The sequence below is a fragment of the Acidiphilium rubrum genome (assembly GCF_900156265.1).
In the GTDB taxonomy this organism is placed as follows: Bacteria; Pseudomonadota; Alphaproteobacteria; order Acetobacterales; family Acetobacteraceae; genus Acidiphilium; species Acidiphilium rubrum.
Window position 1 is genome coordinate 1 of the sequence record NZ_FTNE01000004.1, and the last position, 26,371, is coordinate 26,371.

20 protein-coding genes are annotated in these 26,371 nt (G+C 65.3%); 11 read left to right on the forward strand and 9 right to left on the reverse strand.

The window, feature by feature from the left end; genetic code table 11:
* A partial coding sequence (locus tag BW994_RS19875; protein ID WP_217696432.1) for a hypothetical protein occupies nt 1-259 on the forward strand: 259 nt, incomplete at its 5' end.
* A gap of 40 nt (nt 260-299) precedes the next feature.
* Here BW994_RS19875 and BW994_RS04030 read toward each other — a convergent pair.
* The 3 genes from BW994_RS04030 to BW994_RS04040 form a co-directional block, all read right to left on the reverse strand.
* Nucleotides 300-4,196, reverse strand: coding sequence for an ATP-binding protein (locus BW994_RS04030; RefSeq protein ID WP_051657101.1), 3,897 nt, complete (start codon nt 4,194-4,196; stop codon nt 300-302).
* 73 nt (nt 4,197-4,269) lie between these two features.
* Nucleotides 4,270-4,722 (reverse strand): response regulator, encoded by a 453-nt coding sequence (locus BW994_RS04035; protein WP_139333974.1) that lies wholly within the window; start codon nt 4,720-4,722, stop codon nt 4,270-4,272.
* Nucleotides 4,723-4,800: 78 nt separating this feature from the next.
* Nucleotides 4,801-5,196 (reverse strand): sigma factor-like helix-turn-helix DNA-binding protein, encoded by a 396-nt coding sequence (locus tag BW994_RS04040; protein ID WP_139333975.1) that lies wholly within the window; start codon nt 5,194-5,196, stop codon nt 4,801-4,803.
* A 353-nt stretch (nt 5,197-5,549) separates the two neighbouring features.
* Here BW994_RS04040 and BW994_RS19880 point away from each other — a divergent pair, with 353 nt between their 5' ends.
* Nucleotides 5,550-5,696, forward strand: coding sequence for a hypothetical protein (locus BW994_RS19880; protein ID WP_217696433.1), 147 nt, complete (start codon nt 5,550-5,552; stop codon nt 5,694-5,696).
* A 194-nt stretch (nt 5,697-5,890) separates the two neighbouring features.
* Nucleotides 5,891-6,373: a class I SAM-dependent methyltransferase gene (locus BW994_RS04045; RefSeq protein ID WP_051657103.1), complete on the forward strand. Its 483-nt coding sequence runs from the start codon at nt 5,891-5,893 to the stop codon at nt 6,371-6,373.
* A 25-nt stretch (nt 6,374-6,398) separates the two neighbouring features.
* Here BW994_RS04045 and BW994_RS04050 read toward each other — a convergent pair whose 3' ends face one another.
* On the reverse strand, nt 6,399-7,712 hold the full coding sequence (locus BW994_RS04050) for a cytochrome P450 (protein ID WP_051657104.1): 1,314 nt from the start codon (nt 7,710-7,712) through the stop codon (nt 6,399-6,401).
* 273 nt (nt 7,713-7,985) lie between these two features.
* Between BW994_RS04050 and BW994_RS04055 the strand changes: the two genes are divergently transcribed.
* On the forward strand, nt 7,986-11,243 hold the full coding sequence (locus tag BW994_RS04055; RefSeq protein WP_029310403.1) for an ATP-binding protein: 3,258 nt from the start codon (nt 7,986-7,988) through the stop codon (nt 11,241-11,243).
* A gap of 9 nt (nt 11,244-11,252) precedes the next feature.
* Here the strand turns inward: BW994_RS04055 and BW994_RS04060 are convergent, their stop codons facing one another.
* From BW994_RS04060 to BW994_RS04080, 5 genes are read right to left on the reverse strand one after another with little or no spacing between them, the layout of a single operon-like run.
* Nucleotides 11,253-12,101 (reverse strand): sugar phosphate isomerase/epimerase family protein, encoded by an 849-nt coding sequence (locus BW994_RS04060; RefSeq protein ID WP_029310404.1) that lies wholly within the window; start codon nt 12,099-12,101, stop codon nt 11,253-11,255.
* A 13-nt stretch (nt 12,102-12,114) separates the two neighbouring features.
* The gene (locus tag BW994_RS04065) at nt 12,115-13,083 is read right to left on the reverse strand and encodes an ABC transporter permease (protein WP_029310405.1); all 969 of its coding nucleotides are present in this window, start codon (nt 13,081-13,083) and stop codon (nt 12,115-12,117) included.
* Between the two features lie 2 nt (nt 13,084-13,085).
* Nucleotides 13,086-14,063 (reverse strand): ABC transporter permease, encoded by a 978-nt coding sequence (locus BW994_RS04070; RefSeq protein ID WP_081848966.1) that lies wholly within the window; start codon nt 14,061-14,063, stop codon nt 13,086-13,088.
* Nucleotides 14,060-15,574, reverse strand: coding sequence for a sugar ABC transporter ATP-binding protein (locus tag BW994_RS04075; protein WP_029310407.1), 1,515 nt, complete (start codon nt 15,572-15,574; stop codon nt 14,060-14,062). Before BW994_RS04075 ends, BW994_RS04070 begins: the two co-directional genes overlap by 4 nt.
* A 12-nt stretch (nt 15,575-15,586) precedes the next feature.
* Nucleotides 15,587-16,573, reverse strand: coding sequence for an autoinducer 2 ABC transporter substrate-binding protein (locus tag BW994_RS04080; RefSeq protein WP_029310408.1), 987 nt, complete (start codon nt 16,571-16,573; stop codon nt 15,587-15,589).
* 380 nt (nt 16,574-16,953) lie between these two features.
* Between BW994_RS04080 and BW994_RS04085 the strand changes: the two genes are divergently transcribed.
* From BW994_RS04085 to BW994_RS04115, 7 genes are all read left to right on the forward strand, one after another.
* On the forward strand, nt 16,954-17,739 hold the full coding sequence (locus BW994_RS04085) for a DeoR/GlpR family DNA-binding transcription regulator (protein ID WP_029310409.1): 786 nt from the start codon (nt 16,954-16,956) through the stop codon (nt 17,737-17,739).
* The gene (rhaI, locus tag BW994_RS04090; RefSeq protein ID WP_029310410.1) at nt 17,739-18,917 is read left to right on the forward strand and encodes an L-rhamnose isomerase; all 1,179 of its coding nucleotides are present in this window, start codon (nt 17,739-17,741) and stop codon (nt 18,915-18,917) included. Before BW994_RS04085 ends, rhaI begins: the two co-directional genes overlap by 1 nt.
* Before the next feature lie 18 nt (nt 18,918-18,935).
* Nucleotides 18,936-21,011, forward strand: a complete 2,076-nt coding sequence (locus BW994_RS04095; protein WP_029310411.1) for a bifunctional rhamnulose-1-phosphate aldolase/short-chain dehydrogenase — start codon at nt 18,936-18,938, stop codon at nt 21,009-21,011.
* The gene (locus BW994_RS04100; protein WP_029310412.1) at nt 21,001-22,419 is read left to right on the forward strand and encodes a rhamnulokinase; all 1,419 of its coding nucleotides are present in this window, start codon (nt 21,001-21,003) and stop codon (nt 22,417-22,419) included. The genes BW994_RS04095 and BW994_RS04100 overlap by 11 nt, the downstream gene beginning before the upstream one ends.
* 107 nt (nt 22,420-22,526) lie before the next feature.
* Entirely contained in the window at nt 22,527-23,525 is a 999-nt protein-coding gene (locus BW994_RS04105) for a sugar-binding transcriptional regulator (protein ID WP_051657105.1), read from the forward strand.
* 219 nt (nt 23,526-23,744) lie between these two features.
* Nucleotides 23,745-25,307 (forward strand): FGGY-family carbohydrate kinase, encoded by a 1,563-nt coding sequence (locus BW994_RS04110; protein WP_029310414.1) that lies wholly within the window; start codon nt 23,745-23,747, stop codon nt 25,305-25,307.
* The gene (locus BW994_RS04115) at nt 25,300-26,349 is read left to right on the forward strand and encodes a 2-hydroxyacid dehydrogenase (RefSeq protein WP_029310415.1); all 1,050 of its coding nucleotides are present in this window, start codon (nt 25,300-25,302) and stop codon (nt 26,347-26,349) included. Before BW994_RS04110 ends, BW994_RS04115 begins: the two co-directional genes overlap by 8 nt.
* The last annotated feature ends 22 nt before the right edge of the window (nt 26,350-26,371 follow it).

The window sequence follows — 26,371 nt, forward strand, 5'->3', positions numbered from 1 at the left end:
CCACCCTGGCACCAGCCGTTCATCCCCTCCTTCAACGTCAAAAAAATGTGGCGGAAGGGGCCATGATTTCGCACGTCTATTTCGTTACGATATCGTAACTAAAAGCACAAAAAGGCAAGGGAAGTCCTTCTTTTTTGTGAACAAAAAAGAAGCAAAAAAAACTTTGTTAATTTGGGTCCGCGCCTTTGAAAACGCCCGTGCCCCAGGGTCAGAAAGTTTTTTGCTTCTTTTTTACAAAAAAGAAGCCTTCCTTCCCTAAACTCCCTCAGCCACCCAATCCCCAATCAACCGCCGCGCCATCAGCCGCAGGGTGCCGGCATATCCAGCACGTCACGAACCCGCTGCGCCAGTTGATCATACGTGAACGGCTTGGTCAGCAACTGCACCCCGGCGTCGAGCCGGCCATGATGGATAATGGCGTTGCGCGAGTAGCCGGTGGTGAACAGCACGCGCAAACCAGGCCGCAACGCCTGCGCCTCGGTCGCCAGTTCCCGCCCGGTCCGGCCCGGCAGAACAACATCAGTGAACAGCAGATCGATCCGGCCCGGGCGTTGCAAATGAACCATCGCCGCGTCGGCATCGGCGGCCTCGATCACGCTGTAGCCCAACTCGTTCAGCGTCATCACGCTATACGAACGCACGTCGTCATTGTCTTCGACGACCAGAATGATTTCATCCTTCAAACCGCCCGGCGCTGCAGCGTGATCAGCGGTATCGGTCGCCGGCAGGTCGCCGCGGTAGCGCGGAAAATACAGCCGCACCGTCGTCCCCTGGCCAGGCTCGCTGTAGATCGTGATATGACCGGCCGATTGCTTGACGAACCCATACACCATGCTCAAGCCGAGCCCGGTGCCCTTGCCGACGTCCTTGGTCGTATAAAACGGCTCGAACACCCGGCTCAGCGTTTCAGCACTCATGCCGCTGCCGGTGTCACTGATCGAGACGACGGCATATTGCCCCGGCACCACCTCGGAATCCATCGCCGCATAGGACTCATCGAGCATCGTGTTGCCGGTCTCGATCGTCAACTTGCCATTGCCGGCCATCGCGTCGCGCGCATTGACCGCCAGGTTCAAAATCGCACTTTCGAGCTGATTCTGATCGATCTCGACCGGCCAGAGCCGCGCACCCAGCACGGTCTCGAGTTCGATGGTCTCACCCAGCGTCCGGTGCAGCAATTCGGTGCTGTCGCGCACGACCAGATTAAGATCGAGCGGTTTGGGATCGAGCGGCTGGCGGCGCGAAAACGCCAGCAACCGCGCGGTCAGCGTCGCCGCCCGCTGCGCCCCCTGGGTCGCGAGGTCGAGGGCCCGCGTCACCCGCGGATTATCCTGCGGACCCCGCCGCCTGATCGTATCGAGCCCGCCCAGAATCACGGTCAGCAGATTGTTGAAATCATGCGCCACCCCGCCGGTCAACTGGCCGACCGCCTCCATTTTCTGCGCCTGACGCAGCGCCTCCTCCACCTGCAACCGTTCCGCCACGGCGGCCGCGATCCGATCCTCCAGCGTCAGGTTGAGCGCTTCGAGCGCGACGGATTGTTCGAGCAAGGCATCCTGCGCGATCTTTTCATCCGATATATCAATAATCGCCCCCACCAGCCGCCGGCCGCCGGATCGGTCGATCTGGATGGTTCCGCGCGCCGTAACCCATTTCGGCGCATCCCCGCCGGTGATCCGGTACTCGGCCTCGAACGCGCTGTTCGCCGCAATGGCGGCGGCCAGAGCATCCGTCACCCGCGCCCGATCGCCGGGGTCGATCGCCGCCAGAAACGCAGCGATCGGCAGGCCAGCGGCGGCCGCCGCTTCGGCCACGCCGAAAAACGTCACCAACGCACCGAACACCATCATGGCGCCGGTCTCGACATCCAGATCGAAAATCGCCACCCGCCCGGTCGACAGCGCGATATCCAGCCGCTCGCGCGTCATGACCAGGCGCTGCTCGCTGCGCATCACCTCACGTGCCGCCTCGCGCCGGATGCGCGCCATCTGAATATTGGTGGCCACCCGGGCCAGCAACTCGCGCGCGGCGAACGGCTTGGTCAGGTAATCATCGGCGCCGGCGTCCAGCCCTTCGATCTTGGCTTCCTCACCGGCCCGCGCCGAGAGCAACACCACCGGCGTGCCGGCCAGCGCCTTGTCGCCGCGCACCGCGCGTAGCAGGCCGAAGCCGTCCAGATGCGGCATCATCACGTCCGACAGGATCAGGTCCGGCGGGGCGGCACGCGCCGCCTCAAGCGCCGCGGCTCCATCGCCCGCCACGGTCACCGCATATCCCTGCGCCGTCAGCAGCCGACGCAGATAGTCGCGCATATCGGCATTGTCATCGGCGAGAATGATGCGCTGCCCGGCGGTGGCGCGCACGCTGGGGTCGGCCTCGATCGTGCCGGCCGCGGTCGCATCAGCCGCCGGCAGCCACCGCGTCGCCTCCTCGATGAACATCCCGGCATTGGTCAAGCCGGTGAGCGCCTCGCCAGGCATCACCCGATCGGGCGGCAAATGGGCAGACCCGAATCGCAACTGCACGGTAAAACACGTCCCCACACCGGGCGTGCTGGTCGCGCCGATGTCACCGCCGTGCTGGCGCACCAGTTCCTGCACGAGCGCGAGACCGATCCCGCTCCCCTCGATACTGCGGCCGTGTGCCCCCTCGATCCGATGAAACCGCTCGAACAGCCGAGGCACTTCGCCAGGCTCGACCCCGATGCCGGTATCGCACACGCTCACCAGCGCCCCGGTCCGATCCGCCGTCGTCATCACGCGCAGGATCACGCCGCCCTCATGGGTGAATTTGAACGCGTTGGAGAGCAGGTTGAACAGGATTTTCTCCCACATATCCCGGTCGAGATACACGGGCTCCGGCAGGGGCGCGGTTTCGGTGGTCAGCGTCAGACCGGCCCGCTCCATCGCCGCGCGAAAGCTCGAGGCAATCTCTGTACTGAACGCAGAAAGGTCGGTCGGCACGAAGCGGGCCTGCGCGCGCCCCGCCTCGATCCGCGAAAAATCCAGCAGGTTATTGACCAACCGCAACAGCCGGACACCGTTGCGGTGCGCCAGCAGCAACTGCTCATGCAGCGCCCCTTCGGTCGTCGCCAGGGCGTCTTCCAATGGTGCGAGCATCAGCGTCAGCGGCGTGCGAAACTCATGGCTCACATTGGAGAAGAACATCGTCTTCGCCCGATCCAGCGCCGCAAGAGCCGCCGCCTGCCGCCGCTCCGCCTCGAAGGCCCGGGCCGAAGCCAATCCGGCAGCGATCTGCCCGGCCAGCAGATTGATGAAACCCCGATACGCCGCGTCGAGCGCACGATACGGATTGAGCCCGATCACCATGAACCCGGCCGCGACCTGGCCCTGCGCCTGCTGCAAAATCGGCACCAGCAAGGCGCGCGCCGGCGGCCGGTCCCACGCGCCATGCGGCAAGCCGGTCAGCCGCACCGCCAGATCATCGACAACGACCGTCTCGGCCTCCGCCAGAAGGCCGGCCAGCGGCCATATCTCGCCGCTCAGCACCGCAGGATCATCGCTGACCAGGCCCGATTGCGCGACCATATGCGCGCCGGACCTGTCGTCCTCGAACAAATACGTCAAGGCAAACGGCAGATCCGCCAGGTTGCGCGATAATTCGCGATCGACCACCGCAAACAGTTCAGCCTCGGTCTTGGCCCCCGCCCCCGCGGCCAGATGCCTGAGCGTGTCGAGCCGGCGATCGTTGATGACCCGATCGGTTTCCTCGACCACCACACAGAACAGACCGCCGATCGCGCCATCATCCTCGAACAACGGGCTGTAGGAAAAGGTATGATACGTCTCTTCCGGAAACCCGCTGCGCTCGAGCAGAAGCAGCATGGCCTCCGAATAGGTCGCCTCGCCGGTGCGCATCACATGGTCGATCAAGGGGCCGACATCCGGCCAGATCTCGGCCCAGACCACACGGGCCGGTTTGCCCAGAGCCCAGTCCTGCTTGACGCCGAGCGTCGGCCGATAGGCGTCGTTGAACAAAAAGATCAGTTCGGGGCCCCAGCCCATCCACATCTGGTAGCGCGAGGTCACCATCATCCGCACGATCGCCGTGAGGCTTGCCGACCATTGGGCGCGCGGCCCCAGCGGCGTGCCGGCCCAGTCGTGCCCAAAGACGAACCGGCCGCGCTCGCTGTCTTCGGCGGCGTTCGGTGCGGACGGGCGCGACTGATTTGCCATCAGCGTCGCCTGACGCTGAAAAAAAACTGAAAACCGCCGATATCAGAAACAGCGAGCCTCGACAGCCCAGCGATCAGCACGCAACACCGAGGGCAGTGCAAATCCGCTCGATCATCGGCTCGATCGAAAACGGCTTGCCCGCCATGGGCCAATGCTCATGTCCGGCCGGCACATCGCCATCGCCGAAGCCCGACAACAACAGGAACGGAATACCGCGGCTTTCCAGAACTTGCGCGATTGGATAAATTTTCCCATCCGCGACGTTCACATCGAGCAACGCAAAATCCAGCGATTCACCGTGTGCCGCCTCGGTCGCGCTCCCGACGCCATCGAACGGACCAATAATGATACAATCTTCGTCCGACAGTGCGCTTTCCAGCAGCATCGCCACCATCGGTTCGTCATCGACAATCATAACCCGCTTACCGGGCAACCGGGGATTCATGAAACCTGTCCGGCCTCCCGCCGCGCGCAATCTGACAACAACGTCATCTGCGGCGACATGGCGCGGCCAGCGATTGGACACAAGGGGTTTTCTCAGTCCGGCGCAAATAAAACCCGCCGGAATATTCCGCCATCCAATCAACAGTCCAAAGTTCGGCTGTCAGTTCGCCGCCATACTCAAATATTCGTCAACCGTAATCCGATCGTGCCGGCCGGCGTTGCGCCGTTCCGCAATCGTCAGGCGCATCCAATCCTGCACCGCGGCAAACGCAAGTTCGTCGATCTGACGCACCTGATCCGATGCAAGTCCGTGCAGGGTGGCCAGAGCCGCCAGCGACAAAGGGTCGTCCAGCAAATGCAGCGACGTCACAATGTGGCGGGTGCGTGCGTCCAACCGGGCGAGCGCGGCGCCCATCAGCCCGCTGACCACAAGCACGGTATCGTCACTTGGCTCGGTCGGTGAACAGGGCGTCCGGCCGAGCCCCGCCACGTCTCCGCGCTCGTCCGCGCAAGCAATGTCAAGCCAGCGGAGATCAGACAGACTCGAAATCGTCATCGGCGCTGTCGCCGCCGCCGCAATCCACCTCAAGGCATGCCGGGCGATCGGTGCGCTCCGCACCGGCACTGCCGGCGCATGACCATGGCGATTCAGCCGCTTTGTGAATGGATCCGCGTGCCCGGTCTGGCGGCGCGCGAACGGCGGTGATCCGAAAGTCCGCGCCTGATTATCCATCGTGCAGCCCCCACCCTCACCGTAAATGTCCGATCGCGGAAATAGAACGGAATGCTGTCGTTTTGTCTTCACAAAACTTCGTAACGTTTCAGCAAGATCGCGCAGCCGACAGGGCAGTCTCAAAAAGGCGAAGCTTGCGGTCTGATCCTATCGTGGGGCTGGTAGCGCCGTCCAAAATGGCAAGCCAGGACGATACCGATGAACAAGCGATCCGTGAAAGCGGAATTATCCTGGCAGCCGGCCACCAAAAGCGCGAAAAAATAGACATTTATCGAATAATATCTGGATGCGATGTTATTCGATTTTGGCAATACCTCGCTTGAGTTCAACGAATTGTTATCCAGATGATATCCCCAATGAAACACGTATCGACCACAACAAATGGTAGTCCGACTGGTGTCGTTGGCAGCCACCGTGCGGCGTCGCGGCGCATCCGGTGATCCCTGATCGCCATAGCCGTGTGGCTCCCCCGATCCCCGCGGATGACCCCAATTCCGGCTCGAACACTGAGCGGACAATGCATGCCGCCAGCCTGCGCGTTCTCGATGCGCGGCACTTTCGCTCCGGGCTCGAAATAGGGTGTGGCAGCGGTCGGTTCACGCACGCACTTGCCGGTCGGTGCGATGCTCTGCTTGCGACCGAGGGCGATGCTGCGCGACTGATGGCCGCGCAGATCCATTGCGCGGCGCTCCATAACGTCCAGTTCGCTCCCGACCCGATGCCGCACCTCGCCCTTGCCGGGTCGTTCGATCTGATCGCGCTGCTGCACCGACTTAACGACCGCAGCGATCGCGAGATCCTCGCCCTCGCGCGCACGGTGCTCCGTGTCGCTGCACCGATCACCACGGTCTTGTTGGTCAATCACACCGGACGCCTCGATCGATCGAGCGGCAACGACCGCGCTGTCGGCCTGTTTATTGAAGCCACTGCCGACCGCCTGCGCCGCAGCCTGCACCGCCGTGCATCGCATTACCGAATCGACGTATTGCAATCCCGCTGACCGCTACCGCACCTTGCGCGCCGCGTCACCGCGATGTCAGCCGAAACAGCGGTGCGCGGTTCGGGTGAGTCGTCAGGACCACGACTGCGTGTACCGGATCGGAATCAACCCGGCTGATCGCAAAGCGCTGCATCAGCGTCGCCAACGCCAGCGTACTTTCGGCCAGGGCAAACTGCGCACCAACGCACACCCGTGGTCCCGCGCCGAACGGCAGATACGCGAACCGGTCGTAGGGGGCGGCACCGGGCAAAAACCGCCCGGGGTCGAAGCGTTCCGGCGCGTGCCATAACGACCGGTGCCGATGCAGCACCCAGGGCGCCACCATCACCGTGGCGCCTTTCGGTACATCGACGCCGGCGCAATCGTCGGCGATCGTCGCCCGCCGCGTGATCATCGCCGCCGGCGGATAGAGCCGCAGCGCCTCCTGCACCACGGCGCGGGTGAACACCAACCGCTCCAGCGCCGCCGCCAGCACGGCGCCGTCGCCGGCAAGATCGAGCGTTGCCGCCTCCGCCGCCAGCCTCGCCTGCGTTTGCGGATGATCGGCGACCAGCACACAGGCCCAGAACAGCGTCAGCGCCGTCGTCTCATGCCCGGCGATGATCATGGTCGCCACCTCGTCGCGCAATTGCCGTCTCCCGCCGGCGCCATCCGCAGCGCTGGCGGTGCGCAGCAGATCGAACAGATCGCGCGGCGCCCCGGTGGCCGGCGCGGCTTCGCGCGCTGCGATCATCCGGCTGATCAAGCCCATCCAGCGCCGCTGAAACCACCAGCGCCGGAGATCGCGCGGTGCCGGCACCCGTACCGGCAACACCATGTCGAGATAATCCGGTTTTGACAGGCCGATGATGGTGGCGCTGCCGATCAGCGCGCGCACGCTCTGTGCAAACGGCACCGCCGAGATCGAGAACATCGATCGCGCGGCAATCTCCAGTGCCAGGCCCTGCAACGATCGCAGCAGATCGATCGGTCCCGGCAGAGCGGCCTGCGCATCGCACCACGCATCGATCGCGGCGGCGGCGGGGACCATCAGCGTCGGGATCGCACGCGGCGCCAGGGTGGGCGCGATCACCCGCCGCTGGCGTTGCCAGAGCGCACTCTCACTCAACAGCAACCCGCGCCCGATCAGCGGCCGCAGCAAGCGAATCGCGGTCGACGTGCGGCGGTAGATGTCATTGCGGGTGATCAGCACGTGGCGGATCATCTCCGGCGCGTTCACCAGAATCAGGCTGCGCCCCAGGAATTCGCGCCGGGCCACCATCGCGTCATAGGCGGAGTCCGGCCAGAGGCCCAGCGGATTGGTGCGCATGACCCGCAGGGTCTCGTCCTGGTCCGTCATCGGTCCCAAAGCCAGGGCAAAGGGCAGAGACCGCCGCGGCCATCGGTGCTCCGGCGCGCGGAGGTGGTACATTTCTGCCACATTTGTCCAGAATATCGCAATTCGAACGCCGCATATGTGACCCAGATCACAGACAAATCGTCCGAGAATCAGTCATGAAGCGCGAGTATGGTGATAGATGGCGCGATTTGCGCACGCGCCGTTCCGCCACCGCATTATTGTAACAACCTTGCCGGCATCGTATGCACGCTCTGCGGGTAGGGCATTGACTGCATGCAGATCGACGACATTACCAACTGGCTCGAGGGCCTGGGCCTCGGTGCGTTCGCACCGGCTTTTCTTGAACAGGGGATCGATGGCGATACGCTCGCCGACCTGAGCGAGGCCGATCTCGCGGCCCTCGGACTGCCGATGGGGCCGCGCAAAAAACTCCTCCGGGCCATCAATGCACTGCATGGTGCCGCCAAGCTGCCGGGCGTCACCGCCGAGCGACGCAACCTGACCCTCTTGTTCTGCGACATGGTCGGTTCGACAACCCTTGCCACCAGGCTCGATCCCGAGGAACTGCGGCTGATCCTGCATCGCTACATGGACGCCTGCACCGAAGCGATCGACCAGCTGGGCGGCTACATCGCAAGCTACCACGGCGACGGGCTGATGGCGTTTTTTGGCTACCCCGAGGCCCGCGAAGATGCCGCGGAACGCGCCGTCAGGGCCGGGCTGCGCCTCGTCGAGGCGGTCGGGCAGGTGGCAGGTTTGCCGGGGTTTCCGCTTCAGGCCCGCATCGGCATCGCCACCGGTCTCGCCGTTGTCAGCAACGCGGCCGATCGTGAAAACGGCGTGGTCGGTCAACTCCCGGCCCTGGCCGTACGGCTGCAATCGGCCGCGCCACCGGGCGGCATTGTCATCAGCCAGACCACCGGCGATCTGCTGGGCGGGCTGTTCACGCTTGAACCGCTCGGCGCACTCGAACTCAAGGGGTTCGATCAACCGCAGCCGGCGTGGCGCGTCATCGCCGCCGCCGCATCGGAAAGCCGGTTTGCCGCCGCACACCGCAGCCGCCGCGCGCCCATGCTCGGCCGCACCGCCGAGCTTGCCACCCTGCTCGACCGATGGGATCGCGCATCCGCCGGCAACGGTCAGGTCGTGCTGCTCTCGGGCGAACCTGGCCTTGGCAAATCACGCATCATTGCCGCCTTGCGCGAAGCCCTGGCTGCAGCACCGTACGAGCTGGAACCGCATGATCTGATCATTCTGCAATGCGCGTCCTACAGCCAATCCAGCGCGCTGCGCCCGGTGATCGACTGGGTCGAACGCCGCGCCGGCTTCACGGCCGAGGCAACCCAGGCCAGCCGGCAGGCCAGGCTCGATGAATTTTTGTGCCTCAGCGGGGTTGCGCGCAGCGTGATCGCCGATCTGCTCGGTCTCGCCGATGGCGCCGATGTCATCACCGACCAGACCGCCCGGCGTGAACGCACCCTCGCGGCGCTGGTCGATCTGCTCGTCACCGGAGCACCACGCCCCCGCCTGCTGGTATTCGAAGACGCGCATTGGAGCGACACGCTCACGCTCGAACTGCTGGCCCGCATTGTCGCCCGCGTGCCGGGGCTGCCCGTGCTGGTCCTGGTCAGCGCGCGGCCCGAACTGGCGCTGCCCTGGGCGGCGGCGGGCCATCCGGCCGTCGCGACCCTGGCGCTCGACCGTCTCGAGCCCAGCGCTGCCGCCGCCATCATCGAGCGTCTCGGCGCCGGCACCCTGCCGCCCGAAATCCGCGATCGCATCGCCGAGCGCGCCGGCGGTGTGCCGCTGTTCGTCGAAGAGCTGACCCGCTCGGTGCTGGAAGGCGATACCGCGACGATGACCGTGCCGGCCACCCTGCAGGATACGCTGATGGCCAGGCTCGACCGGTTGGGTGCTGCCAAGGCGATCGCCCAGACCGGCGCCGTGCTCGGCCGCAAGTTTCCTTACAACTGGCTGGCCGCCTGCGCCGGCGTCGCCGATACCCAATTGACCCGCGGTCTCGACGAATTGATCCGATCGGGCCTGGTCACCGGGCGCGGCGCGCCGCCCGATGCCGTGTTCAGCTTCCGCCACGCGCTGATCCAGGATGCCGCCTACCATTCGATCCTGCGCACCGAACGGATGCGCCTCCACGGCAATATTGCGGCCGTGCTCGAACAGAAATTTCCCCGCATCGCGGAAGACCAGCCGGAGCTGGTGGCGCATCACTATACCGAGGCCAGCGCCGTCGAACCCGCGCTGCGCTGGTGGCAGCGCGCGACCATCCGCGCGATCGGACAGGCCGCCTGGGTCGAGGCAGTGCAGCATTTGCGCGCGGCCCTCCGCCTGCTGCTCACCTTGCCGCCGGGCCGCGCGCGCGACGACCGTGAGATTGCATTGCGTAAACTAATGATGAAACCATTGGTCAGCATCGGCGGTTATACCACTGAGGAGGCGGGCGCGAATCTTGAGCACCTCAGCCAGTTGCTTGAGCACGCGGCTCCCGGCCGCGATGGTGTCGTGCTGCTTTACAGCGAGTCGGCGCGGCTGCTGATGAGCGCCGAACTTGACCGCGCGGAGGCGCTGGCACGCCGCGCGCTGCAGATGGCACAGCGCACCGACATTCCCAATCTACAGTTCTTGCCACAGCGGGTCATTGGCTACTGCGCTTTACTGCAAGGTCATCTGCCGCAGGCCGATTATTGGTTTACGACTTCCGCGAGGGAATACGACGCCACGATCAACCGGGATATACGCCCTGACTCGCCCCTCGATCCCTACGCCAGCATGATGGCGCAGGACGTGCTCTTGCTGATCCAGCAAGGCCGGCTCGATGCCGCCACGGCCCGTGGTGACGCCGCGGTCGCGGAGGCGGCCGCACTGCAACTACCGACGACTCAGGCCTATGTGCTTTCGCATCTCGCCATCGCGTCGCTGCTGCTCGACGATATTGCGGCAGCCAGGCGGGTTGCCACGGCTCTGAACGCGGCGGTGGAACGAGGCTTGTGGCTGAAGCCGCACGCCGACTATCTGAACGCGTGGCTCGCGGCCAAATCGGGCGACCTTTCAGGCGCCATAGCGCAGATGGCGGTGGGATCTGCACTGGCCGAAAAAATCCAAAGTAAAATCTGGTCCCCGTTCTACCGGGTCGTCGAGGCTGCCATAATGTTCGACCATGGCAAAACCGACATCGCGCTTGCGAAACTCGACGAATGCAACACTGTGATCGCCCGGTCGGGTCAAGCCTATGCGCTCGCCGGAGTCCATCATCTGCGCGGCCGCATCCTGCGCGCGACCGGCGATGCTGGGGCAAAAGCCGAGTTGCAGGCGGCATTACGCATCGCCCGCCAGCAAACCGCCCGGTTCTATGAACTCCGCGCCGCGCTCAGCCTCGCCGCCGGCGCCGATCCGGACACGATCACATCCCTGCTGCTGCCCGTCGTTACCGCGTTCACCCCGGGGTCCGACCACGCGGACCTGCGCCGCGCCCGGGCGCTGCTGGAACAAGCGACCGCGCAAAAGCCGCACTGAACGCTGCGATCAGATCAACCCGTACTGCCGCGCCTTGTTGCGCAGAAACGGCAATCCCTCATCGATGATCGCCGCCCGGCTGGGTGCCACCGGCCGCCAGACCGACAGCGCCGCGGCCAGGCGCGGCGGCATATGGATGAAACTTTCAAGCGCCATGCCGCCGGTGAACCCCAGCCCGGCCAACCCGGCGAACACCTCGTCCCACGCGATCGTGCCGGTACCCGGCACCCCGCGATGACTCTCCGACAGATGGATATACGCAAGGTGTGCCCCCGCCGCGCGGATCGCGTTGGCCTGTCCGGTCGCCTCGATATTCATGTGATAGGTATCGAGATGCAGCACGATATTCGGCGCGCCGACCCGCTCGATCAGCGCGACCGCCTGTTCCGTGGTGTTGAACAGATGCGACTCGTAGCGATTAACCACCTCGATCCCGAAAATGATGCCAAAGCCGCGCGCGACCGCTGCCGCCTTGTCGAGAAACCGCGCCACCGCATCGAGCTCCGCCGCGGTCGGCGGCTGGCCGGTGCGCTCGCCGATCGAGCCATAGGTCACGCCGGTGAACAGCGAGGCGCCGATCGCGGCGGTTTTTTCCAGCGCGAGCGTTACGAACTCCAAGGCCTTGTCCGGGTTGGTGGTCGGCCGCGCTTCCTCGGGCAGACCGAGCGAGCAGCACGCGGCGAGCCCGTGCTGCTCCAGCAAGCCCCGCGTTACCTCGGTTTCGGCCCGGTCCGGCTCGATCAGCGCGATCTCGACAAAGGCGAGCCCGTGTTTCGCCGCCTCGGGAATGGCGAGCCGTGCGGCCTGCTCGGTCCAATCATGCGCCCACAGGCTGGTGTGGATGCCAAATCCCTTCATGTGCCGCCTCTCCTTATTTGAACCGCCGGGCACGCCACGCGAGCACCGGATTTTCGACCAGGATCACCCCGATCAAAATCACCCCGATCACGCCGGCCTGATAGATCGGGTTGAAATCATTATAGCTCAGCCCGTAATCGACGATCGCGATCACCACCGTCGCCAGCGCCGTGCCCACCACCGACCCTGTCCCGCCGAAAATCCCGGTGCCGCCCAGCACCACGATGGCGATGCTGATCAGATTGTCGTTCATCCCCGCATCCGGCCGCGCCGTGCCGAGCCGCGCGGCGCCGACGATGCCGGCAATCGTCGCGGTCAATCCGCACAGCACATAGGCCGCACCGCGCAGCCGGCCGACCCGCAACCCGGCCAGCGCCGCCGCCCGGTCGTTGGTGCCGGTCAGATACAGCGCCCGGCCATACCCAGTGCCGTGCTGCAAAAACGCGAACATTGCGAGCAGCGGCAGGTACAGTGCGATCAACTGAAACGGCAGGCCGAGCACACGCCCCTGGCCCAACGCCAGAAACCATGAGGATTGCTGCGTCAGATCGATATTGGTCCCGCCGCTCAGTACCAGCGCGAGGCCGGCGTACCCGAACAATGTCGCCAGCGTCGCAATGATCGGCGCAATCCGCAGCCAGGTCACCGCCAGCGCGTTGATTGCACCCAGCCCGAGCCCGGCACCCAGCGTCACCGCCACGGCGAGCGGCCATGCCACATCGGCATGCAGCAGCCGCCCCAGCACCACCTGCGCCAGACCGGCGATTGCGCCCACCGACAGATCGATCCCGGAATCGCCTCCACTGATCACCAGCGTCTGCCCCAGCGCGATCATCCCGATCTCGACGCCGAACACCGCCATGCTGTCGAAATTCGCACCGCTCAGAATATCGGGATGCCCGATGGCGAACCCGGCCAGCGCCAGCACCGCCATCGCCGCCAGCAGCAACGGCCGTGTGCGGTCGAACCCCGATGCATGCATCCTCACATCCCTCCGGCGTCACGGCGGGAACTGAGCCCGATCGCCGCGAGAATGATCACCCCCAGCGCCACGCCGTTCCAGAACGGCTGGATGTGCAGCAGCACGATCCCGTCATCGACCACCTGCACCACCAGCGTGCCCAGCAGCGTGCCCGCCATGGTGCCCCGCCCGCCGGACAGCGATGTGCCGCCCAGCACCACCGCCGCGATCACCTGCAAGACAAACCCGCTGCCGGTCGAGGTCTGCACCATCGGGCTCTGCCCCAGTGTGAGCAATGCCGCAAACCCGGTCAGCAGGCCGAGCATGACATAGGCCGCGAGCTTGATCCGCTCCGGCCGGATGCCGGCGAGCCGCGCCGCCTCCTCGTTGTTGCCGAGCGCATAAACATGCCGCCCCCAGCGGAAATACCGCAGGTACAGCGACGCCACGATCACGAAGCCCAGCGCAATCAGCGCCACCACCGGCAGCCACAGCACATGGTCGACCACGAAAACACGGGTCAGCACCGGCGGGATCTGCGTGATCCAGTTGCTGCCCAGCACGATGAACACGATCATCCGATAAATACTCAGCGTTCCCAGCGTCGCGATCACCGGCGGAATTTTCCCTTTGATGATCAGCACCGCATTCACCAGCCCCAGGCCCGCGCCGGCGAGCAGAAATACCGGCACCGTCGCGGCCAGGCTCCACCCCGCCGCGAAACAGGACCCCCCGATCGCCGCGGTCAGCCCCAGCATCGAGCCGGTCGAAACATCGATGCCACCGGTCAGGATCACCACCGTCATGCCGATCGCCGGAATCAGTGTGATCGCGCTGGACACGAACAGATTGTCGAGGTTGATCCGGCTCCAGAACGCGCCGTGCGAAAACATGCCGATGCCCGCGACCAGCACCGCCAGCGTGATCAGCAGCAGCGCCTCGCGCCCCTGCGGCAGGCGCAAGCGCGGCACCTTTGGCGCGCCCATCACCGCCGCACTCATGCGGCCCTCGCATCCGCGCCGACCGCGCTGGCGAGAATCGCCTCGGCATTCATCGCCGCGCCCTCGGCAACGCCGACCACGCTGCCGCGCCGCATCACAATGATCCGGTCGCTCACCGCCAGAACCTCCGGCAGGTCCGATGAAATCACCACCACCGCCAGTCCGCCGGCCGCCAGATCGCGGATGAAATCGTGGATCTCCGCCTTGGTGCCGATATCGATGCCGCGAGTCGGTTCATCCAGGATCAGCACTTTCAAACTCTGCCCCGCCCAGCGCGCGAACAACGCCTTTTGTTGATTGCCGCCCGAAAGCGTGCCGATGCCGATTGTTTCATCGCGCGCCTTGATCCGGTAGTACCCGATCAGCCGCAGCGCCTCGCCCCGCAAGCCCGCGAAATCGAGCCGCCCGCCGCGGGCGCGAAACCGCCCGATGGTGCCCGCCGTCAAATTCGCCTCGAGCGGCTTGGTCGCAAAAATGCCCTGTAATTTCCGGTCTTCCGGCAGATACCCGATGCCGAGCCTCATCGCCTCGGCCGGATCGCGCGGCGCGATCGGCCGGCCCTGCAGCGCGATCGTGCCGCGCTCGGGCCGCAACGCGCCGAACGCCGCCAGCGCGACCTCGCTGCGCCCCGATCCCACCAGCCCGTACACCCCGGTCACCTGGCCCGCCGGCACGTCCCAATCGACATTCTGATAGGCGCCTGCCCGGGTGAGCCCGGCCATCCGCAGCGCCGGCGTGCCGTGGGCCGGCGCGGCGCGGTCGCGCAGCGGCTTGCCGTAATCCCGGCTCGCCTTGCCCGCCATCAGCGTCAGCAACTTTGCCTCATCCAGATCACTCGTCAGCGCGGTGCCGCTCACCCGCCCATCGGTCAGCACGGTCACCCGGCTGGCGATCCGGCGAATTTCGTCCAACCGATGCGTGATGTACACGATCGCCCGGCCGTCGCGACGCAAGCGCTCGATGATCACGAACAGCCGATCGGTCTCCGCCTGCGATAAAATCGAGGTCGGCTCATCGAAAATGATCACCTGCGCATTCAGCATCAGCGCCTTGGTGATCAACACCATCTGCTGAAACCCGATGCTGAGGCTGCTCATCCGGCGTACGAGCAGGCTCGCAGGCAGATCGAGCTGTTCCAGCAGCGGCCGCACCACCGCAGCCATCGCGCCACGCCGCACGATGCCGAACCGTCCGGTCATTTCGGCGCCCGCGAATATATTCTCGAGCACCGAAAGATGCGGATAGATCATCGGCTCCTGATAGACCGCCGCAATCCCCGCCGCGCTCGCCTGCGCCGGATGGGTGAACCGGCACGGCGTGCCGCCCACCGTGATGCTGCCCTCATCCGGCACGACCGCGCCGGTCATCACCCGGATCAGGGTCGATTTGCCGGCGCCGTTCTCGCCGAGCAACGCATGGGTTTCGCCCGGCACCAAAGTCAGATCGACGCCATCGAGCGCGACCACGCCGCCGAAGCGCTTGACGATCCCTTTCAGCTCGACCAGCGCCATCCTGCGAACCGCTCAGAAATTCAGGCTGACATTGGCCTTGTCGATCACCAGTGGCTTGCCCAGCAGCAGCGTGTGCGTTGCGGCATCGTAATGCACCTTGCCCTTGAGGCCCGGCACTGCGTTCTCGGTTGCGAACGGTTTATGCGCCAACTCCTGCATGATGCCCCAGGCGGTCAGATAACCCAGCGCAATCGGGTTCCACAGCACCACGCTCTTCACCGTGCCGTTCATGATGAACGGGCGGATCGAATTCGGATCGGTAATGCCGGTCACGGCCACCTTGCCGGAGAGCCCGGCCCGCAACACCGCCTGCGCCGCGCCGGGCACCGCCGTCGAATTGACGCCGACCACGCCCTTCAGATGCGGATACGCCGAGAGCAGCTGCCCGGTCACCTGCGTCGCGTTGTTGATGTCCTCCCCGGCGTACTGGATCGAAACCACCTTGATCGCCGGATATTTCGCCGCGATCCGCTGCTTCATCAGCGCAATCCATTCGTTCAGATTGGTCGCGGTCGGACCACCGGAGACGAACGCAACGTCGCCCTTGCCGCCGATCGCCGTCGCTAATTGATCGATCACGGTATAGGCCAATGCCTTGTTGCTGGTCTGCTGCACCCGCAAATCCACGTCCGGACCATCGACCTGTGAATCCGTCGAATAGAACAGGATGCCATGGTCCTTCGCCTGCTTGGCCAGCGCCTCGAGCGCCGTTGGGCTGTTCGCGGAAACACCGACCGCGGTGACATGCTTGTTGATCAGGCTCTGCACCATCTCAGCCTGCCCAGAAACCGAAGCCGTGGTCGGTCCCTGATAAATGATGTGGGCGCCGAATTTTTTGCCCGCCTGCTCGAAACCCTGTTTCATCGCCGAAAAATACGGAATCCCGACCAGTTTCGGCACGAACGCGATGCTCGGCTCAGCGGCCAGCGCCGTGCCGCCACCAGCAACCAGCAAGGTAAGGCCGACCAGGATCGATGATGACCGAAAATGATGCTTCATGGCGCGTTTCCCTCCGATAGATTGATTATTTCGACTCTTTAGGTCCAGTTTATCCGACAAACTTAACATGAGTGAACATTGGTCTGTCAAGTGAGGCGGGCAGGGCAGGGGGGGGAGGACTTCTTTTTTTGTAAAAAAAGAAGCAAAAAAACTTTTATTCGCTGGGTTCATGCGGCTGAAATCGCTTTAGCCCAGATTAAAAAAAGTTTTTTGCTTCTTTTTTTCAAAAAAGAAGCGCTTTCTTGCTTACTTAAATACGCCGCGTAAATTCGTAATTGTGCAGCGCAATATAACGCAAATCAAAAACTCATCAGATCAGCGCTTGTGAGGCCGCGCATTGTGGCGTAAGCGACGATCGTGATGTGGAAACGCACATATAGATGTTCAAAACCGGCGTGCGGGCCATGAGCGACACGCTGCGCCAGGCGGAAATCCTCCGCCGTGCCGTCAACGCGCCGGTCTTGCGCGTCCGCGATCTCGCCGCCGAGTTCGGCGTCCATGACATGACGATCAGGCGCGATTTCGATGCGCTGGCGGAGCAGGGATTGATGGAGCGGGTGCGCGGCGGTGCCCGGCTGCGCGAGCGCATGAGCGAGGAACTCAGCCACCAGCTGCGCGCCAGCCGCCACACCGCGGCGAAATCCGCAATCGCCAGGGCCGCCCTCGGTCTGATCGCGCCAGGCGACACGATCGCTTTCGATGCCTCGACCACGGCGTTGCATCTGGTGCGCATGCTCGCGGGGCACGACGTGTCGGCCATCGTCTCCAGCCTGGATGCCGCGAATACGCTCGCCGCCGCCGGGGTCGATTTCGTGCTGGTCGGCGGTGCGTTTCACGCCCCGGCGCGCTCCTTCACCGGCGTTCTGTTCGAAGATGTCATGGCCCGCCTGCACCCCGACAAGGTGTTCTTTTCCACCAGGGGATTTCACGCCGGACTCGGCCTGACCGATTCCCATCTGCCCGAGGTCGGTGCCAAACGCGCCATGCTGCGCTCGGGCGCCACCGCGATCGCGCTAATCGACTCTTCGAAATTCGGCAGGCGGGCGCTGGCAACCATCGCGACGTTGACCGAACTCGACATCGTCATCACCGATACGATGCCGGCCGAGGCCGATCTCGCAGCCTTGGAAGCAGCCGATATCCGGCTGATCGTCGCGGAGGATTGATGGACGACGCAATTTTCATCGCGCGGCTCGATGCGCAGATCATCGAAACGCCAAGCTGGGCGTTCGGCAACACGGGCACCCGCTTCAAAACCTTCGCCGCCCCCGGTGCCGCGCGCAGCGTGTGGGAAAAGATCGAGGACGCGGCAGAGGTTCACCGCATGACCGGCATCGCCCCGCGCGTTGCTCTGCATATCCCGTGGGACAAGGTGGACGATGCCGCAACCCTCGGCCGCTTCGCTGCCGAATGCGGCATCGCGATCGGTGCCATCAACCCCAATCTGTTCCAGGACGAGGATTATCGCCTCGGCTCGCTCACCCACCCCGATGCCCGAATTCGCGACAAGGCCTTGGCCCATCTGCATGATTGCGTTGCGATCATGCAGCAAACCGGCGCCCGCGATCTCAGCCTGTGGTTCGCGGACGGCACCAATTACGCTGGTCAGGACGACATCCGCGCCCGGCGTCGGCGCCTGCGCGCCGGGCTGCAAGCCTGCGCCGACATCCTGCCGGATGATGCGCGTATGCTGATCGAATACAAATTCTTCGAGCCCGCCTTCTATTATACCGATCTGGCCGATTGGGGTGCCGCATTGCTGCATGCGCAGGCGCTCGGCCCGCAGGCGCAGGTGCTGGTCGATCTCGGTCACCACGCGCAGGGCGCCAATATCGAATCCATCGTCGCCATCCTGCTCGATGAAGGCAAGCTCGGCGGCTTTCACTTCAACGCCCGGCGCTACGCCGACGACGATCTGATTGTCGGGTCCACCAACCCGCTCGAACTCTTCCTGATCTACGCCGAACTGGTCGCGGCCGCCGACGATCCGGCAACCGAAGCCTGCGCCCGCGGTGTCAGCTACATGATCGATCAGAGCTTCAACATCGAAGCGAAAATCGAAGGCATGATCATGAGTATTCTGAATTGCCAGGAAGCCTATGCGAAGGCTCTGCTGATCGATCGCGCCGGCCTCGCCGCCGCGCAGGCAGAGGGCGATGCGTTGGGCGCGCACCGCATTTTGCTCGATGCCTTCCGCACCGATGTCCGCCCGCGTCTCGCCGCCTGGCGGCGCGGCCACAACCTGCCCGAAGACCCGTTGCGCGCCCATCGCGAGGGCGATTATCTGCGGGCGATCAAACGCGACCGCGGCGTTATCGCGACCGGCGGCGGCTATGGCGACTAACTCGATCATGAGGCTCGGATGAACGATACCGATCAACGCTGCCCCACCTGGCCAGCATCCCAACCGCCGGCCGGCGAGGGGCTGGCGGCACTCGCCCACCGTTCCCGCCTGCTCGGCGCGGATCGCCGCATTGTGAATATTTTCGGTGGCAATACCTCGGTCAAATCGATCGAGCGCGATCACCTCGGCCGCGCGACGCCGGTGCTCTGGGTCAAGGCTTCCGGCAGCGATCTCGCCTCGATCGAGCCGAAGCATTTTGCCGGCCTCCGCCTCGATGACATCGAACCGTTGTTCGCCCGCCCCACCATGTCCGATGAAGACATGACCGCCTATCTTGACCGTTGCGCCTTCGAACCGGGGCGGCCGCGCCAGAGCATCGAAACCTTGCTGCACGCCTTCACCCCGGCACCGCATGTCGATCATACCCATCCCGATGCGATCATCGCGATTGCGTGCAGCCCGAACGGCGCGGCGCTGGTCCAGCAGGTGTTCGGCAAAAGGGCGGCGTTCGTGCCTTATATCCGCCCGGGGTTCGATCTCTCGAAACAGATCGGTGCCGCCGTGCGCAACAATCCGGACCTCGAATGCGTCGTCATGGGCAAGCACGGTCTGGTCACCTGGGGTGACACCGCGGCGGCCTGCTATGCCAGCACGCTGCGCATCATCGGCGAAGCCGAAGCGTTTCTCGCGGCAAAAGCGAACCCATCGCCCTTCGGTCCTACCACGATCACGCGCGTGTCCGCCGCCGAGCGCGACACGCTGCTGACCCAGGTGCTGCCGGTGATTCGCGGCGCGATCAGCCAGGATCGGAGCATGATCCTCAGCGTCGATTCCAGCGACGATGTGCTGAATTTCACCACCAGCGCCCAATGTGCAGCGCTTGCCATGCGCGGCGCCGCCTGCCCGGACCATCTGGTCCACACCAAGCGCGTGCCGCTGTTGCTCGACTGGCAGCCCGAACACGGTGCCGACGCCCTGATCACGGCAGCCACCGCCGGGATCGCGCGTTTCGTCAGCGATTATCGGGATTATTTCCAATCCCACGCCCAACCCGGCGATACGATGGCCGCGCCCTGGCCCCGCATCATTCTCATCCCCGGAATCGGCATGGTCACCACCGGCTCCGATGCCTTCGCCGCCGAAGTCTCCCGCCAGTTGTACCGCCGCGCCATCGCGGTGATGCGCCATGCCGATGTGGTGGGCGGCTTCGAAACACTCGACGCCGCCGAGAGCTTCGCCATCGAATACTGGCCGCTCGAACTCTACAAACTCTCGCTGAAACCGCCGCCGAAGCCGCTCGATGGCCATGTTGCGCTGATCACCGGTGCGGCCAGCGGCATCGGCCGCGCCGCCGCCGCGCGCCTTGCGCGGGATGGCGCGCATGTCGTCATCGCCGATCGCAATGCCGATGGCAGCGCCGAAGTCGCCGCCGCGCTCACCGCCCGCCACGGGTTTCACCGCGCGATCGCCACGCCGATGGACGTGACCAGCGAAGCTGCGGTCGATGCCGCCTTCACCGCCGCGACGCTCGCTTACGGCGGGGTCGACATCGTGGTGAACAACGCCGGCATCAGCAAAAGCGACCCGATCGAGGCGACCAGCCTGGCTGACTGGCAATTGATGTTCGACATTCTTGCCACCGGCTATTTCCTGGTCGCCCGTGCCGCGTTTCGCGTGCTGCGCCGGCAAGCTTGCGGCGGCGCACTGGTGTTTGTCGCCAGTAAAAACGCGGTCGCCGCCGGGCGCAACGCCGGCGCCTATTCGGCCGCCAAGGCGGCGGAACTACACCTGGCCCGCTGCCTCGCCGAGGAAGGCGGCGGTGCGGGCATTCGCGTCAACACCGTGCTGCCGGATGCCGTGCTGTCCGGCTCTTCGATCTGGAACTCATCCTGGCGGGCCGACCGTGCCGCCACCTACGGCATCGCCGAGACCGAGCTTGAAGCGCATTATCGCGCGCGCACCACGCTCAAGGTCAATGTCCTGCCGGACGATGTCGCTGAAGCCATCGCCTTCTTCGCCTCCGCGGCCTCGCGCAAAACCACCGGCGGCGTGCTGACGGTCGATGGCGGCGTGCCCGCCGCCTATGTTCGGTAGTGCTGCGCGCCACATCGCGATCGACCTTGGTGCATCCGGCGGGCGGGTCGCGCTCGGTGCGGTCGAAGGCGGCCGGCTGAGTTTCGATATCCTGCACCGGTTTCCCAATCGCGCCGTGCCCCTCGGCGCCAGCCTGTATTGGAACATGCTCGAACTCTGGCGCGAAATTCGCCATGGACTTCGCATCGCGTCCGGCCAGGGGCCGGTGGCGAGCATCGGCGTGACCACCTGGGGGGTGGATTACGCGCTGTTCGATGCCGATGCGCTGACGATCGGCATGGTCCACAGCCACCGCGACCGCCGGACCGAGGGCGTGATCGACACGCTCGATGAAACCATGCCGCGCGCCGATTTATATCAGGCGACCGGCGTGCAATTTCTGCCGATCAACACGCTGCCGCAACTCCTGGCCGCAAAGCGCGCGTCGCCTGACCTGTTCAGCCGGGCGACCCGCTTCCTGATGCTGCCGGACCTGATCCATTACTGGTTGTGCGGGGTCGTGGCCTGCGAACACACCAACGCCAGCACCACCCAACTTTACGATCCGGTCCGGCGCGACTGGTCGAACACGGTGCTGACCGCGTTCGGCATCCCGCGCGCCATGTTTCCCAATCTGGTCGAGCCCGGCACCATCCTTGGCCCGCTACTGCCCGCCATCGCCGCGGACACCGGCCTCGTCGGCACCATCGTCATCGCTCCCGCCACACATGATACCGCGAGCGCGATCGCTGCAATCCCGGCCGAGGCGGGCGAGGACTGGGCCTATATTTCGAGCGGAACCTGGTGCCTTGCCGGCATCGAGCGCCCGCGCCCGCTGATCAGCGAGGCCGCCCGCCGCGCCAATATCACCAATGAACAGGGCATCGCCGGCACCACGCGGCTGCTGAAAAACACCAGCGGCCTGTTCATCCTGCAGGAATGCCTGCGCGCCTGGGGCGATCCGCCGATCGAGCCGATCCTGCAAGACGCCGCGGCGCTATGTTCGGATGTCGCGATCGACCCGACCGAACCCGAGTTCGCACATCCTGGCGTCACCATGCCGGACCGCATCCTCCGCTGGTGCGCCGCCTGCGGCGTCGTGCTCGATCCGACACCCGCTGTGATCACCCGCGCCGTGTTGCGCGGCCTCGCGGCCTCGGTGGCCGCCAGCCTCGCCGAAATCGATCAGGTGGCCGACCACCACACCAACCGCATCCACATTGTCGGCGGCGGCTCGCGGATTGACCTGCTGTGCCAGGCGATCGCCGATTGCACCAACGCCACCGTCATCGCAGGCCCGGTCGAGGCGACCACCGCCGGCAATCTGCTGGTGCAGGCCGCCAGCATCGGCGTCATCGCGCCGGGTGCGATCCGCCCCGTCATGCGGGCGACCGCGGACCTCCGCCGCTTCATTCCAACAACCCGTTAGCCCATCGGGGCCGATGACTTTGTGAATATGCGGATTTCACTTGACACTGATATCCGTGTGAATAAAACCTGCGGGACAATAAAAATTATTCAAACGGGGATGGAGCGGTGGCGTGTCGTTCAAGCAGGCGCCTTGGACATGATGATGTCGAACTCGCAACGAGAGTCGCGTGGCTCTATTACGAATCATCGCTGACCCAGGTTGAAATCGCTGCAAGGCTGGGCTTGCCGCAAACCCGCGTCCAACGCTTGATTGCCCGCGCCGTGCAGGACGGCATCGTCCGTATTTCGATCAGCGGCGCGTTGGCCAGTTGTGTCGGTCTCGAACAGCAGATCGCCAACGGTTTCGCGCTCGATGTCTGCCGCGTCGTCCCAGCACCGCCGGACGGCAAAACCCTATTCTCCTCGCTCGGCCGCGCCGGTGCGGACTACCTGACGGATGCGTTTGAACGGGGCCGCCACAGCATCATCGGCGTCGGCCATGGCCGCAGCATCGCCGCATCGATCGATCATCTGCCACCCGGGTCCTATCCCGATCTCACGGTGGTCTCGGCCCTCGGCGATGTGCCGCGCCGGGTCGGTGCCAACCCGTTCGACGTCATTCACGCGCTTGCCGACAAAACCGGCGCCGCGGCCTATCTGCCGCCGGTGCCGTTCTACGCCAACTCGATCACGGATCGCGAGATGCTGTTCCGCCAGCGCGGTGTGGTCGAGGCGTTTCGACTGGCGGCGCAGGCAAGCCTGTTCATCGTCGGCATTGGCGAGGTCAAACCCACCGCCTTCCTCGGCATGAGCGGCATGGTGCTGCCTGAGGAATTCGCAGCCGCCCGGCGCGATGGTGCCGTTGCCGAACTGCTCGGCTGCTTTTTCGATGAAGCCGGTCAGCGAGTTGAAACCGAACTGCACGACCGGGTCATCGCGCTCGATCCTGAAGTGATGCGCGGCCGCGAAGTTCTGGCCATCGCCGGTGGGCGCGACAAGGTGGCGGCAATCCACGCCGTCCTGAACGCCGGCCTCGCGACGGCGCTGATCACCGACGAAGATACGGCCACACGGCTGGTCCGGCTGAAAGCCACCCGAACGCCCAAGGTGATGACCGCCTTGTGAAATCGTGCCTATAACGCAACAAATAAACCGGAGGCAACAATGACTCGAAACATCGAAAACCCGGCCAAAGACTTCATGGCGCGCGGCCTGTCACGCCGCGATTTCGCGAAACGCGCGGGCATGCTCGGCGCATAACAGACCTGGCAATCCGGCCGGCGATCCTGACGGTGCTCTGGGCGATCACCCTCGCGCTGTCCAAACTGTTCACGGAGCCATCGCATGACCACCGAACCCCGCCTCATCGCCCTCGATGCCGGCACCTCCATGCTCAAGGCTGTCGCCTTCGATCTGGCGGGCCAGCCGGTCGCGATCGAAAGCCGGCCCAACCGCTATCGCGAAGCACCAGGCGGCCTCGCCGAGCAGGACATGGCGCAAACCTGGGAGGATGCAGCGGCCACCATCGCCGCCCTGGTCGCCCGGCTCGATGGCGCGCCCGTCGCCGGCCTCGCCATCACCGGCCAGGGCGACGGCACCTGGCTGATCGACGCCGCGGGCACCCCGGTCGGCCCCGCCCTGCTCTGGCTCGATGGCCGGGCCGGGCCGATCGTCGAGCGCATCCGCGCGAGCGATACCGGCCCCGCCATCTTCGCCGAATCCGGTACCGGCCCAGCCGCCTGCCAGCAGGCCGGCCAATTGCTGTGGCTGGCCGCCAACCGCCCTGGCCAGCTTGCCCGCGCCACCACCGCGTTCCATTGCAAGGACTGGATTTATTTCAACCTCACCGGCGTTCGTGCGACCGATCCGTCTGAGGCGTGCTTCACCTACGGGTCGTGGCGCACCCGGGCCTATTCGCCGGTCACCATCGCCGGCTATGCGCTCGAACCCTACCGCCATCTGCTGCCGCCAATTGTCGATGGCATGACGACGCAGCACGCGCTCACCCAAGCCGCCGCTGCAAGCCTCGGCCTCGCGGCGGGCACACCGGTGGTGCTCGGCTATGTCGATGTGCTGTGCAGCGCGCTGGGTGCGGGCATCTATGGCACCGGTGCCGATTGCGGCACCTCCATCATCGGCAGCACCGGCATGAACATCCGCCTCGCCGACGATGATTTCGAGCGCGAAGCCGGCGCGCCGCTCAGCGGCTATCGCATGGTGTTTCCGGTCAAGGGCAAGACCGCGCTGCTGCAATCGACCCTCGCCGCCACGCTCAACATCGACTGGCTGGTCGGCATCGCCGATCAGGCGGTCCAACTCGCCGGCCACCCGTCCGATCACGGTGCCATGCTGCGCGCCCTCGACGAACAGGTACTCGCCGCGCCGCCGGCGCGCGCCGTCTATCACCCCTATATTTCGGCGGCCGGCGAACGCGGGCCGTTCACCAATTCGAACGCCCGCGCCAGCCTCGCCGGGATCGACCGCAGCCTCGACCTGCCCGGCCTGATGCGCACGATCTACGAAGGTCTCGCCCTCGCCGCGGCCGATTGCTACGCCGCGATCGGCGGCGCACCGGACATGATCAGCATAACCGGTGGTGCGTCCCGTTCGGTCGCGATGCGCCGGATCTTTGCCGCGATGCTCAACCGCCCGGTGCGGATCATCAAGGAACACGGCAGCGGTGCGCTGGGTGCGGCCATGATCGCCGCCGTCTCGCTCGGCATCGCACCCAGCATGGATGATTGCGCCCGCGCCTGGGTCGCCCCGCTGCTCGGCGCGCCCGAACCGCCCGATCCCGCGCTCGCCGAGCATTACGCCCCGCTGCTGCCCATCTATCAGGCCGCCCGTGACGCCGCGCCGCCGTTCTGGCACCAGTTCGCCGGTTTCACGGAGACGCGGCATGGATAACCCAGCGCGCGACTGCGCGGTGATCGGCGATCATTTCATGCGCCCGGCGGCATTCGAGCAGGCCATCCGCGCCGCGTGCGGCGATGCGGTGGCGCTCCGCTCGATGACGCTGCCCTGGCCCGACCTGCCGATGGAGCATGGCTATGCCACGCCGGGCATGGACGGGTTGAAGGAATACCAGGGCGATCCCGCAATCATCGCCGGTTTTGTCGGCGATGCGGAAATCCTGGTCACCCATCTCGCTCCGGTCTCGGCGCAGATGCTCGAACGGATGCCGCGCCTGCGGTTGATTGCGGTGTCGCGCGGCGGCCCGGTCAATATCGACATGCAGGCCGCCCGGCTGCGCCAGATCCGCGTGGTCAACACCCCGGGCCGTAATGCCGGCGCAGTCGCTGAATTCACCATCGGCGCCATCCTCTCGCAAACCCGCCTGATCGGCGCCGGTCACGACAGCCTGCGCCGGCAGGACTGGCGCGGCGATCTGTACCGCGCCGATCGCACCGGCCGCGAACTGTCCGAAATGACCGTCGGCGTGATTGGCTACGGCCAGATCGGCACGCGCGTCGTGCGCCTGCTCAAGCCGTTCGGCTGCCGCATCCTGGTGCACGATCCCTACGTGCCGCTCGATCCGGCGGATATTGCCGACGGCGTCAGCCCCGCCACGCTCGAAACCCTGCTCGCCGAAGCCGATGTCGTCACGCTGCACGCCCGCGTCACCGCCGAGACCACGGGATTGATGAACGCGCAGCGCATCGGCGCGATGCGGCGGGGTGCCTATCTTATCAACACCGCGCGGGGCCCGCTGGTCGATTATCCGGCGCTCACCGCCGCGCTGCGCGACCATCACCTGGCCGGCGCCGCGCTCGATACCTTCGCGGTCGAGCCGGTCCCGCCAGACTGGCCGTTGCTGAGCCTGCCGAACGTGACCATCACGCCGCACATCGCCGGCGCGTCGGTCAAGACCGTCACCATCGCCGCCGCCGCCGCCGCCGAGGAACTCCGCCGTTTCCTCGCCGGCGAACCACCCCGCAATCCGTGTTGACGAACCGCCCCCTAACCCAAGG